Origin of the sequence: Sulfuricurvum sp. (assembly GCF_023229695.1) — a bacterium.
Lineage (GTDB): Bacteria > Campylobacterota > Campylobacteria > Campylobacterales > Sulfurimonadaceae > Sulfuricurvum.
Map to the genome: position 1 here is coordinate 93,025 of NZ_JALNYS010000005.1, position 13,154 is coordinate 106,178.

Annotated in this window: 9 protein-coding genes; 2 read left to right on the forward strand and 7 right to left on the reverse strand. The window is 42.8% G+C overall.

Features of this window, described 5'->3' with window-relative positions; genetic code table 11:
* From M0P91_RS04710 to M0P91_RS04720, 3 genes are all read right to left on the reverse strand, one after another.
* Positions 1 to 1,824 (reverse strand): hypothetical protein, encoded by a 1,824-nt coding sequence (locus M0P91_RS04710; RefSeq protein ID WP_295065130.1) that lies wholly within the window; start codon positions 1,822 to 1,824, stop codon positions 1 to 3.
* A 69-nt stretch (positions 1,825 to 1,893) separates the two neighbouring features.
* On the reverse strand, positions 1,894 to 2,136 hold the full coding sequence (locus M0P91_RS04715) for a hypothetical protein (protein WP_295065132.1): 243 nt from the start codon (positions 2,134 to 2,136) through the stop codon (positions 1,894 to 1,896).
* 56 nt (positions 2,137 to 2,192) lie between these two features.
* Positions 2,193 to 2,840, reverse strand: a complete 648-nt coding sequence (locus tag M0P91_RS04720; protein WP_295065134.1) for a ParA family protein — start codon at positions 2,838 to 2,840, stop codon at positions 2,193 to 2,195.
* A gap of 198 nt (positions 2,841 to 3,038) precedes the next feature.
* Between M0P91_RS04720 and M0P91_RS04725 the strand changes: the two genes are divergently transcribed.
* Positions 3,039 to 3,698, forward strand: a complete 660-nt coding sequence (locus M0P91_RS04725; RefSeq protein ID WP_295065136.1) for a hypothetical protein — start codon at positions 3,039 to 3,041, stop codon at positions 3,696 to 3,698.
* Between the two features lie 214 nt (positions 3,699 to 3,912).
* Here M0P91_RS04725 and M0P91_RS04730 read toward each other — a convergent pair whose 3' ends face one another.
* Entirely contained in the window at positions 3,913 to 5,877 is a 1,965-nt protein-coding gene (locus M0P91_RS04730) for an FIST N-terminal domain-containing protein (protein ID WP_295065138.1), read from the reverse strand.
* A gap of 183 nt (positions 5,878 to 6,060) precedes the next feature.
* On the opposite strand from M0P91_RS04730, the gene M0P91_RS04735 reads away from it, so the two are divergent.
* Entirely contained in the window at positions 6,061 to 6,804 is a 744-nt protein-coding gene (locus tag M0P91_RS04735; RefSeq protein ID WP_295065140.1) for a DUF3800 domain-containing protein, read from the forward strand.
* Positions 6,805 to 7,048: 244 nt separating this feature from the next.
* Here the strand turns inward: M0P91_RS04735 and M0P91_RS04740 are convergent, their stop codons facing one another.
* The 3 genes from M0P91_RS04740 to M0P91_RS04750 all read right to left on the reverse strand — a co-directional run bounded on the left by M0P91_RS04740 (position 7,049) and on the right by M0P91_RS04750 (position 13,148).
* A complete protein-coding gene (locus tag M0P91_RS04740; RefSeq protein ID WP_295065142.1) occupies positions 7,049 to 9,628 on the reverse strand; it encodes a chemotaxis protein CheW in 2,580 nt (859 codons plus the stop codon).
* A 197-nt stretch (positions 9,629 to 9,825) separates the two neighbouring features.
* A complete protein-coding gene (locus tag M0P91_RS04745) occupies positions 9,826 to 11,262 on the reverse strand; it encodes a YdiU family protein (RefSeq protein ID WP_295065144.1) in 1,437 nt (478 codons plus the stop codon).
* Positions 11,263 to 11,333: 71 nt separating this feature from the next.
* Positions 11,334 to 13,148 carry a hypothetical protein gene (locus tag M0P91_RS04750; protein ID WP_295065146.1) on the reverse strand — a complete coding sequence of 605 codons (1,815 nt, stop codon included), beginning with the start codon at positions 13,146 to 13,148 and terminating at the stop codon, positions 11,334 to 11,336.
* Between the last annotated feature and the right edge of the window lie 6 nt (positions 13,149 to 13,154).

The following is a 13,154-nucleotide window of genomic DNA, read 5'->3' on the forward strand; positions in this document are numbered from 1 at the left end:
TTATCTCTCCTTGTGTAAGTTTTCAATTGATTTAAAAAATGCTTCTCTCTCTTTTTTGCTATCTACGACTAGAATATGATAAAAATCAAAAAGTTTAGCATCCTCTCGTATTTTCTCATCCTCTATATCATCGTGATACGAATACATCTTTTCAATAAGTACATCATTGATTTTTTTAACCATAGAGTCTTTTGCTATGGCTGCTGCGATTTCCCCTTCAATAATTTCTCTAATTATTCCAGCAAAATTTTCAAAATCTTCATCAGAGCTGTTTCTTCCAAATATCAATACTTCAACTAATCTATTTCTTTCGTCTTCATCCTGAATAGGTGAATTATTTAGATAAGCTCTTAGTCTTTCAATTTTGTTGCTTTTAGATGCAAGGGTTTTTGTAACAAATTCTAGTTGATTAAAAAATTCATCTCCCTCAATTACTATTGTTTCATCATCGATTTTTATGCTCACTCCAATTAAAATAGCATATCCTTCTTTTTCTCTCGTGTTGTAAGAAATTGAAACCTCTTTTGGTTTCTCTTTGCCTTTTAAATAATTCTCCAAAACACAATTATTTAAACTTTTTATTGCTTTCTCAATTTTTTTAAGTGAACCATAATTTATGAATGCAAAATGTTTTTGATTATCATTTGCCGTAATTCTTCTAAAATCATCATTCAAATAATCTATGACTGTTTTCTTTGCTCTCTTGTTTTTTTTGATATTTTGAGAACTATCGGAGTTTGTTTTGATATTAAAATCAAAATCTGAAGAATCTCCTTTTGCCGTTCTTTTTTCAAGTTCTCTAAGATATTTTTTCTTATCCTCTTTTTTTTCAAGAGAATTGTAAAGTTCGGATATTTTTTTAAAATTGATTCCTATTGACTCTGCTCTTTTTAATATTTTTAATGCCTGAGGAGGTATAGAAGTTTCAATTTCTTCCTGCTCTGTCTCTATGTCTTCTGTGCGCTCTTCTTCCATTTCTATATCTTCATTGATATTTTCAATGTCTTCATTCTCTTCCTCGCTCTCATCTATCAATTCCATAAATGAAATGAATTGGTTTTTAAAAAACTCTTTTGTCTCTTCCTTAAAATGAAAAACAGCCAATTCTTCGAAATTGTCGATTTCATAATCATAGTGTTGAAGTGCTTCGACTTTTTCGATTTCTTCCAATATTTTATTGAAAATATTATTTGTTCCGAATGTTTGCTTTGAATCTAATTCTTGAGCAATGATTTTTATTCGTGAGAAATCCAACTCTTCTAATTTGTTTTTTTCTTTATCAGCAAGCTTTTCTAAAAGTATTTGAACTTTTGAAATCATATCAATATCTTTTTGCTCAATCTCTTTTGCGTAAAAAAGAGAAAATAGCTTTAAGAGCATTTCTAAGTCATTTGGATGAAAAGGTTTTGAGTGAAATTTTGAGAAAGCTTCTCCAAGTTCTTCAAATTTAACTTCTTTGGTGTCAATTTCGATAAGAAAATCTATCTCCCCTTTTGAATACCATTCAATAAAAAGAGCTGCTGCCTCTGGAGTGGCAAAAACATCTTCATTGTTTTTTAATTTGTTCAGAGCAGATGAAAATATTTGTTCTAAATTGCCATGAAGAGGACGAGTGTATATAGAAGAATATTCACTGGTTGTATATATGGTCAATTCTGGATTTTGTATGATTTTTTCAAGGAGTTCTTCTGGAGCAGACAAAATACCGTATTTGTCGAGGCTTCTTACTAAGAAATTGTTTATTAAATTTGATGGAAGAGCTATAGAACCCTTGCCTTCTTTTTTGAGGCTTTTGTAATTGAGGGAAGGGCGAATATAGAGCAATTTTAGCCTTTTAAATAATTTGATTTTGTATAACCATTATTTAACTAATGGTTATTTATTGGTTAAATATTATAGAAATCTATCCGCTTTCATTTGTTTCATGACCGCTTGCAGAACGTAGTCTGTAATCGCTCCTGGATAGTTGTTTCTAATAATATCATGCCATTCTTCGGGAAACTTTTTCAAAAGGACGGCTTTTGAGCCTTCTTTTTGAGTTACTGGTTTATGAACTTTTTGTTGTTCACCTGATTCTTGTAATGCTGCACTTTCGATTGCTAAATCGGTGCTTTCAATGATGCCTTTTCGTGCCATTGTATTTCTCCTTATATTTTCTATTGGTTATTTATAGTTTATATAATGGATAACCATTATATAGATAATTTGCTTTTAATTTCTTCAATTAAAGCATTGATTTCAATTGCTGCCTTGCTGTTTTCTTTGTATTCTTGAACACTTTTACCATTTGTGATTGAGCCGATAAAATCGGTTCTTCGACAAATAACAGAATCAAGAACCTGGAACGAACCGTCTTTTCCTATATAATTTTTTATATCTTCAAGGTTCTTTGTTCTCGGGTCAATGTTATTCAAAACGACAAAAGGGATAATATCTACTCCTGATTTTATTTGAATATCCTTGATGATTTTCTCATAGGTTTTTAAACCCTGAAGTTCAACTGTTGAATTGCTTAGTGGTGTGATAATCATATCAGCTGCTAGAGCTGCCAAACGATTAAGGCTTGAGTCGTAAGCTCCTGTGTCGCATATAATAAGCTTATCGTCATTGTCTAAAGCAATATACTTTTTGAATGACTCTGCATCCTTAAAAGTTTTGATATTTAGATTTTGAAGTCCGACTTGATTTCTCACATAATTTGATAAGGTAATTGTTTGTTGAACGTCTAAATCAACTACTTCGATTTGTTTGTTTAATATTTTTTGAAAAGTGATTGCAAGATTCCAGGATAGAGTTGATTTGCCGACTCCGCCTTTTTGATGATTGATTACTAAAAGCATTTATTCTCCTTCGTTTATTTAATGGTTATTCATTGGTTATCTAATGGTTATCCATTATTTAACCAAAAGTATATCAGAAGATTTTTAAAAAATCTACTTTTAATGGATAAAAGTGTTTGGAAATTTGCAATTAAGAGAAATGAAGAGCTTATAAAGTTTGTAATATAATAAGAGATAAAACAAATCGGGTGAGAATGAATGATTTCCTTTAATGATTTTATTGAGCTATTAGAAAACTATGTTTCTGTAGCCTCTGAAGAGTATTCTGAGTTCGAAAGAACACGACACTCTCATTTCGTTTTTGAAGGGCTTGAAGGTTCTCACAAGAAGTCAATCAAGCATTGGATGAAGGTTTTGGATACTGGAACTCATTCTAATGGTTTATCTGAAGAAATGATGAATATCGGTGAGAGTATTGTTGAAAGAGCTACGACTGAAATCAAAGCGTTTTATTTCGGATTATTAAGTAATGAAGATAAAGTTTTTTTCTTACAAATATTGATGAAAAAAGAGATGAAGTTATTGAAGCTCGATTTAGAGAGATATAAGAACTATAAAAATGGAACTGAAGAAGTTGTGGTTCCAAAAAAACAAGCTGTTAAAAAGCCTGTGGTTGAAAAAATTGTTGAGTATAAGAATATTGTTGATGAAGCTACGATTAAAGCTCTAAGAGCAAAAGAATTTATAACTGTTAAGGAATTTACCATTTTATATAATATGTCAACGAGAACTCAAGCTACCTTGAGGGCAAGAAGGAGAGATAAAAATCCTCTTCCATGTGTTCAATTGGCAAAAAATGGAACAGTGAAGTACAAACTATACGAAGTGGAAATTTGGTTTGAAAATGAAAGAAGATAGGGTTTTGATGCAGTTTGATGCAGAATTAACTACACAAAAACTTCACATATTTTTTTGGATACACCTTGCAAACCACGCAAAATAGGGCGTTAAAAAATGGAATACATCACCGTTATAATTTGATCCCACTTTGCTCGAAGCACCACCGCCTCGTACATGAGGGGAAAATCGCCGTTCACGGGTTTGTGATGAGTGAAGAGGGATTGCGGCTCAGTTATTCGGAGAGCTGATTCTCTTCGTTTTCAAGATTTTGTCCGATAAGAAGGGTGAAGCATGCCCCTTCGGCACTGTTTTTTAGGGTAATACTCCCTTTGAGATAGTGTTTTGCGAGACTCGAAGCGATGTACAACCCCATTCCCGTACCGTGATTTTTCCCTTTGGTCGTGAAATAGGGTTCGAAGACATTGGCAATATGCTCCTTTGAAACCCCTCCGCCGTTATCAAATATTTTGATCGCAATCTGATCGTTTTTCTGCGCGGTGGTGATGATAATCATCCCCCCTTCCTTACGATGTTCGGCAATCGCATCGATGGCATTGTAAATGAGGATCAGAAGGGCCTGAAGGAGAGCATTTTTACGGCTGCAAATCATTTGGGTGAGATTGGTTTGATCGTTAAAAAAGATGTGATGTTTATTGAGGAGTCCGGAGATCAGGGTTTTTACCTCATTCATCAACGTCGCAATGCTGAAGGTGTCTACCTCATTTCCGGGACGCATGAAATCGCGAAAATCGTCAATCGTCTGTGAGAGGTATTGCAACGCCGTATTGGCTTTTTCATAATGGGAATTCATGAGCTCATGGGTCAGCGTTCCGAACTCTTTTTTCATATAGATATCCTGAAGAACGAGGGCAATGATGTTGAGGGGTTGGCGCCACTGGTGGGCGATGATTTCGATCGTCTCTCCGATCGTTGCCTGCCGTGACTGGTGGAGCATGATCTCTTTGCTCCGTTTTTCGGCTTCAATCGCTTTTTCCATATCGGCGGTAATCTCCCGGACAAAGTGACTCATTGCACTTGAGAGGAGCGAAGTGCGGGCATGATGGTTTGTTTCTGCCGTTTTAACCCGATTCTGGGGGAACTCCCCTTCGCTCATCCCCAGTACGGTCATCGTCTGATTCAGAAAAAAATTGCATTTTTCGCACGGTGCATGGAAAAACTCTCCGTAGGTGTAAAAACCGTTGGTCGGAGCGAACCGCTGGAGACGCAGGGTCTCTTGCTCAATATCTTTACCGACCAGCGAGAGGCGGGCGATGCAGCTGTAGATAAAGAGCGATTCGACCGGCTTGTCGTTGAAAAAATCGTTATCGGTATTGGCTCCGCTGATAATCCCCTCACTGTCACCGAAACCGAAACGGACACGGCTCCCCTCCTGCATCGAACCGGCAAAACTGAGTGAGCCGTCATCGTGGCGCACCATAACGGCGCGGGCGATCGGCATCGCTTTGTCGGCGATGATGAGGGGAAATGCCAGTCCGATATCGGGGAGTTTTTCAGCGACCAGTTTCCCCAGATAGCGTTGGTAAATAGCGATAATCGGGGTGTTGTCGAGTTCCCATACCCGGTTTCCGAGGGATTTCGTGATGGTGAAGGTACGTCCGAGCCCGACCCAATTGAAATGAAACTGGTTGTAGACTTTCAGCGCTTTGCCAAAAAGGATCGCCATCACGAAACCGGCGTTGGTACTCCCCTCTTCGGTAAAAACAAAGGTCTCTTTGAAACGGTGATCGTCCGAAGCCATCCCCCCCGCAATGATCAGATGGGGTTGTATTTCGGATATTCCCCGAAGAAGGACCTCTCCGTCGATATGGAGCCCTTCGGAGAAGAGTATGGCCGCTTTCGGCGGGAGAGAGGATCGGCTACAGAGGTTTCGGGTGAGTTCGGCCGCATCTTCGGATAGGTTGGTATTGGTGTAGACGATTGCGGTCTCTATTTGGGTAGCGCAAAACCGACTGACGGTAAGAAGGGTAGGGTGGAAGGTTAAATGCCCTGCATCCACTTTGGCTCCTGCCGTTGAACCGATGATTTTTGCATGGGGAATACGGGAACGGATTCGGGCGATCAGACAATTAATGGCGTCATAGGAATCCAATGAGGTAAATACCTGTACCAAAACCGTTTCGGCCTGACAAAATTCATCACTGATACGATCCGGATCGGTAAAGGTCTGCGTTTTCATACGAGTATTGTACAGTATGAGGGAACGAGAAGTGACGAAATTGATAAAAAAGTGTAATACGATCGGTTAACTTCCTTATGCCATGACCCGGTGTAAAGGGCGGGCGTAGGGTTGAATCAGCCGGGCGGGAATAGTTTAGGAATATCTGTATTAAAATACACAAGATGAACAAATGGGGATAATATGCAATTTATTTTTATAGATGAGACGGGAAATAGTGGGTTTGACCTCGATAATGAAGAGCAACCGTTTCATATTCTCTTTGGTGTTATCATCGAACATCGGACACTTCCTACGATACAAAATGAACTTTTACGCATCGCTAAAAATCATTACGAGTCCTTCGATAAAAGTGATTTTGAGTTCAAAGGATTCGATCTCTACAAAGGTAAAGCATTTAACAAAAATAAAAAAGTAAATGAGCGGATCGCAATCACAGAAAAAGTGTTTGAAATATTTAGGAAGTATGAGCTAAAAACGATCACGATCATCATCGATAAACAGCATCTCAAAAACAAGTATAAAAACCCGATGCACCCCCATCAACTGGCATTTCGTTTTATGGTGGAAAAGTTTGAAAGCTATCTGATTAAAAACCAAAAATTCGGGTTGATGGTATGTGACGAAATCAAAGAACACGAACAAAGCCTCATCGAAGATTTGGAATCGTTCAAACGGCAGGGGACATCGATAGGGAGTTATGACAATATCGTTCCTCAAAACATTTTAGACTCGGTGCATTATGTCAAATCACATAACAGTTGGGGGATACAGCTGAGTGATGTCGGCACTTACTTCGTCAGCAAATATTTTAGATTGCTTATCAAACAAAACACACTACATGAAGAATTATCAAGAAGTGAACTACAAATAAAAGAGATGGTGGAAAAAAATCTGATAGAAAGAGAAATAAAAGTATTTCCCTAAAAGCCATCGAGTCATACGGCTATGTCAGTCCACAACCTAACCCGATGAGAAATTATACAACGAAAAATAAACTTTTAGATAAACGGAGTTAAGAAAAACCGAATTTTTGGTACAAAATTCATAAAATCTTAATTCGCTCCACTTTAGCCATCAATTAAACTCGATATCCGTAAAGGAGAGATTTAAAAGGGAAAATTGCTTCGGTCGAAGAAAAAATCGCCCGAAGCGTTCACCCTTAAAACCTTTATGCCATGACCCGGTGTAAAGGGCGGGCGTAGGGTTGAATCAGCTGGGTGTAGATTTTCGGGATATCGAGGATTGAAATCATTTCGTTTCCGAAATCTTCGGCACGGTCGGGGATAATGACCGCTTTGGTCAGAGAATTCTCATTTTTCAGGATATTATTGTAATGGCTGATGGAGCGAAGCGGAATCTCCGGGCTGCTGTAGATCGCATCGACGGCCAAACCGATATAGACCATCTGGTCGTGGATATGCGCTTTTACGAGGATGATCGTATCGTGCTCTTTGTCGTATCTCTTCTCCATGCCGAGCAATTTTGCCAGAGAGATGACGCTCACCATCCGTTTTTCATAACTGATGACCCCGAGATTGTATTCGCTTGCGTGCAAAATGGTGGTAAGCTCCTGATGGATGAGAGAACAGACGACATTTTTGGATTCGATGGCAAATACCGAACCGCCGATGAAAAAAGTGGAAATCTCACACGTCTCTTCCAAGCCGGCCGCTTTGGGATAAACGTAGGTGCGTTTGGAGGGTTTTTCAATGGATTCTGTCTGACACTCGCCGATGGGACGGTAGAGGAGGGCAATCACATCGTTCTCGTATCCGTTGGTTTGTTTGTATTCGCGGTAGCCGTTCGCGCAGGTCGCCCCTACACCGTAATACAATCCCTCATAGAGGATGATTTGCGCATCACTCTTGCCGCATGCGAGAGTGAGAAGCGAATCGGGGAGGGGAACGGTCGTCCCGACGGTGATGGAGGGATTCGTCGAGGAAAGGACGCAGCCGCTTCGGTCGATGTAGAGGGCGAATATTCCGTCTTTTACCTCATGGGTTTCATTTTTCGGGAGTATATCGTGAAGCATCGCTTTGAGTTGCGGTTCCGAGTCAAAAACGATTCCGATTCCACCGACGCTTTCGTCGTGAAAATTTCGGATGCAGGCGTTGTAGATGTAGGTTGAACGGTGGTTGTAAAACGGGCTGGATTCGAAATACGAAACGGTATACTCTTGCGTCGTTTCGAGACGGAGGGCATCGGACGCCCACGAATACCCCACCTTTTTACCGATGATGGAGGAGTCGTCCGGATTGGAAACAGCGATAACGATACCGTCACGGTTATAGATAAACATGGTGCTGTAGACGGTATAGAGGGTGTTGATATAGCTGAGCAGCTTTCCCATGCTCTCCCGGTCATGATCATCGGTATGGGGTTTGGACAAGATTTTTCTAAAGGTGGTGGTGAGCGCCCACCATCGGCAATCGTTTGCCCGTTCATACAGATTGCGGTCCATAATGTCGATGGCCAGCGAAGATTGAAACTTTAAATCTTCGAGGTAGCGGATGTGCATGGCCGTATTGAGATTGGCCACGGTATGGTCGAAAATCCGTTTGGTCTCTTCCCCCGTTTTGGAGATTTCGTTCAGGAGGGATTTCGTAAACGGATTCTCGTTGTTGGAGGCATTGGCGATTTGTACGTTTCCGTTCCAGACGGTGATGTCAAGCTCGGTTTGGATTTTTTTCGCCTTATCCAAAATGTCGGTGAGTTCTTGAGGAAAATAGGCGGTTGTTTTTGTGACGCTCTCTAAAAATCCGTTTTTTATCAACGCGGGTTTGGAGGAAGAGCGGAAAGCCAGATGGAGGGGAACCATAGCATGTCCGACCCATCCCGGACCGGTATACCCTTGGTAGCCGGTTGTTTTGAGGGCTTTATAGAGATATTCGAATCCCGCATAGTAGGTGAGGTGCGTTTCGTTGTTCCGCGCCTCCAAATTAGCACCGATCGGAACATGATGGGGGGCGGAGGAGGCGATTACCTCCCCGTGCGAATTGAGCATTTCGAGGGAAATATAGGGGTTTTCACGGTTAAGTTTATGAAAAATACTTTTTAACTCATCTTCGAAGCGGAAAACAAGGGACAAAACACCCAGCGGCGTATCGTCTTGGGGATGATTGACACGGTAGGAGTAGATCAGCGAGGGTTTGTTGTGGGTCAGATCGCTGGAACGGAACGTTTCGACATATCCCTGATGGGTTTTGAGAGACTCCTGAATCAGGGGATCTCGCGAGACGGTGAGGGGATTGGTCTCATCAAGCTGCACTAATACTTTTCCCTTGGTGTCGAGGAGGATGATATTTTCATAGACGCTGTATTTGGTGACGTATTCTCGAAAACGTGCTGCGAGGGCCCCCTTTTTTTCAATTTTAATCCGCCGTAGCTCTTCGGAGATCGAAAAATCGGAGGTACTTAAAAAGTGAAGATAGTGGCGGATATCATCATCCGTCGCCAAAAAACCGATATCGGCGGTCCGTTCAAACAAATTACGGATGAGCATGTCGATCGCGGATTGGGCTTTGGATTGAAGTTCATCCAGCGTTTTATTGAAGGTTTCCTGCGTGAGACGCATCAACGGCTCGTCCAGCAGATCTTCGAAGGCTTTGCGGGTTTCGCTGGTGTCCATACCGATATTGGACATGGACCCCAAAAGGGTGAGAAGATCCCATTTGTCCGAAAGCGAACTCATATTTTTTTCGAAATTTTGTACATCGGGCATATAGTCGATGAGGTGGTCACGTTGCATAATAGCTCCTATAAAAATAAATATATGGATTACTTGGATGACAGTATAAAGTTGAATGGAGGTAAAAAAATCGATGTGATGTCTAAAAAATAATCATAAATAGGATTTTGTGAGAAGTTTATGATGAAATCAGGGGTAAAAGTGGCTATTTTTTCATTACAAAGAGGATAAAAAACATACAGAAGTCAATGTGCCCCTCAGGAGGAGCAACTGAGTTTTAAATTTTTGAAGTGCAGCGGGGTGGGGCCGGCGTAACGCTCATATGAGGGGTGTTCGTCATACGGATTTTGCGCGATCTTTAAGAGGGTATTGACGAGGGTGAAATCCCCTTTTTCAGCCAAATCGATAGCCTCTTGGAGGATATAGTTTTTGAGGACGTATTTCGGATTGGTACGTACCATCTTTTCGTGGCGTTCGGAAGACGAAGAGGTGTTGCGTTTGAGCCGTTCATCATAGCGGATCAGCCACTCATTGAGCTGATTCGGGGCTAGCGTAAGGGCCAGTAGGGGAGCTTTGTCTCCGTTATAGCGGCTGAGTGTCCGGAAAAAGGGGGTCATATCGACCCGGCCGTTTTCGAGAACGGAAAAAAGCGATTTTAAAAGGTCGCCGTCGTCGTCTGAAATCGTATCCAGTCCCAGTTTCTGTGTCAGCAAATCCATCAGTTTTCCGGTGAAATATTCGCCGTATCTATCGAGTTCCATCTCCAGCTTATCGGCGCTAATGAGGGGGGAGAGGGCATGGGCGAGCCGGGAGAGGTTCCAATACCCGATGCGGGGCTGGTTGTCGTAGCTGTAGCGCCCTTCGTGGTCGGTATGGTTGCAGATATAACCGCTCTCAAACGTATCCAAAAAGGCGTAAGGGCCATAATCGATCGTGAGGCCCGCAGCAGACATGTTATCGGTGTTCATCACTCCGTGGTTAAATCCGACCGCTTGCCAGTGTGCCATCAATTCCGCCGTCCGCTTGACGATTTCACGAAACATCTTTCGATAAGGTTCCTCCTGATCCAACAAGTGAGGGAAAGATTCACGGAGTAAAAAATCGGCCAGCGATTCAAGCTCTCGAAATCGATGGGTATGAAAAAAATACTCGAAACTTCCAAAGCGGATCCAGGAAGGGGAGAGGCGCAGGACGATGGAACCCCGCTCCCATTTTTCCCGAGCCACGTTTTCATCCGAACTGATAATGGCAAGCGCCCGGCTGGTCGGAATCGCCAGTGCGTGCATCGCTTCGCTCATCAGATATTCGCGGATGGAGGAGCGTAAGACGGCGCGACCGTCGCCTTGGCGGGAGTAGAGGGTTTGCCCCGAACCTTTAAGCTGAAGGTTCCATCCGTTTACCCATCCCAGATTGATCGCCCTTCCGTCTCCCAGACGGGGGACGTAATGACCGAACTGGTGCCCGGCATAACACATGGCGTAGGGGCGCGAACCGTTGAGTGTCAGTGAGCCGTTGAGGAGCGCTTCGAATTCGCCGGCCGACAGGAGTTCGGGATTGAGTCCCAGAAGAGAGGCCGCTTCGGGGTTGTAGCTGACTAAAATCGGATTTTTAAGCCCGGTCGGGGATACTTCGTGATAGAAGATCGGATCCAGATCGAGGTAGGGGGTTTGGAGGGTTAGGTTATCTAGTTTCATAGGAGAGTTTTACCCCAAAAAACTGAAACCTTTCGGGGGAGAAAGACTCACCTCTCTTTTTTAAACTCTATCTAGGCTTCAATGGCGATCTCTTTTTTCTCTTCCACTTTGCGTAGGGTAATTTTGGTTGCCTGAGCATTGGGGGAGAGTGCATGCTCCTGGCGCGTTTTTGGATCGATAAAGGCGATACGGGTATGACCGTTGTAGGGTGCGTGGTGGAGGATAACGGCATGCAAATCGGCCTCATACAGTTTTGCCAGTTCGGCCCGGAGTTCCTTGATTGCTTTGTCTTGTTGGTTAAGCTCTTCCGCAATTTCCTTGAATTTTTCCGCCTCCTCTTTGTATTGCTGAACCCGTACGATATCGGCTTTCATCGGTTGGGTACCGCTTTTTTTCGCATCCATCAGCCGTTTCTGAAATTGCTTGATTCGGGCATTTCGCTCTTTAAAAGTGGTTTGACGGCTTATGAAATCATTTGTTTGTTCGGCCAGATAAGCGGTTTTTGCGGCAATGACCGATTTGATCTCATCGATCTTATCGTGATAACTGCTGATGGCATTGGGATCGATGATGAGATTGTTGCCGTCTCCTTCGATCGTTTGAATTTCGATCCGCTCAAGTGCCGTGATCGTTGCATTGGAGAGGAGGGTGTCGATGTAGACTTTACGGGCGATGATCTCACCCCCCAGCATCTGTTTGACACGGACGATTTCCGCTTCGATTTTCCCCGTTTCGAGAATCTCTATTGTCGCTTCCTTGGCTTTTAAATTACCGCGATGGAGATGAATCGTCGCATTTTCGGTGACGCTGATTTCCGATTTTTTATGGGTTTGCGCTCCGATCGTTACCTCAGTCGCCTGAATTTTGGCATGGCTCCCTACCGTTCCGCTGACATCAAGCTTTTGGACGTCGATGGTGACACCCGAACCGACCGCATCTTTGGAATGCTCCTTTTGATTGATGATGACGTGAATATCCTTTTCCGATCCCGCTTCGATGGAACCGGTCTCTTTAAAGGTGGCCGAAGTGATTTGAAGTTCCTGAGAGATAGTGAAAATTCCCTGAACTCTTCGGACGAACCCGGAGACGGTAGAATAGTAGAGGATACTCTTTTCCCCCTTTTCGGCCCGGATGGTTTTCGTGTCAAATTTGATGTATGCGGCGTATTTAATAACAGGTTTGGGGACGGAGATGAGTTCACCGGTGCAGCTGCGTCCGTTGAGCCCCTGTCTTGGGAGGATGTATTCCAAGATCAAATCGCCGGGTTCTACGGCATCGACGAGATTATTGCTCCGTTTGATTTTTTTGTAGTGGAGCAAAACGGTGTCATTGATCGATGGGCTCGGAGTGTAACACTCTCCGATCGTGAGGCGGTACGGTTTTTTGAGCGGCCCCTCTTTCTGAATCTGAATGAGCATCTTGGTGATCTCTTGGGTCAGTTTCCCCTCACACACATTGATCAGAAATCCGGATCGGAGTTTTTTGCGGCGGATGGCCTCTTTGATCCACTCCTGAACCCCTTTTTTGAGGGGTATGAGGGAAGAGGGATCGATTTGGGCGATCACTTTGGTTTTGGTTTTATCGGCAGCGATGCCGAATCGGAGGTTCAGCGGTATGGCGGAAAGCTCTGCGGGACGGATCCGTATCTCATGCTCTTGATGGATTTGAAAGAGGGCGGAGCGGATTTCCGTTTCGGTGGTGATGGTTAAAAGATCATCTCCCGTGAACTCTTTCCACTCCTTGTCCGAAATTCCTTTGTAGTAGGTTGTTGTTTTGAGAAGATCAAAATCGACCTGATCAACAGGGACTCTGTACTCCTGCGCTTTAATGAGCAGATCACTGTTAATATTGGTCGATGTTTTGGTAACCGGGGTGAATTGGGCCATTCATAC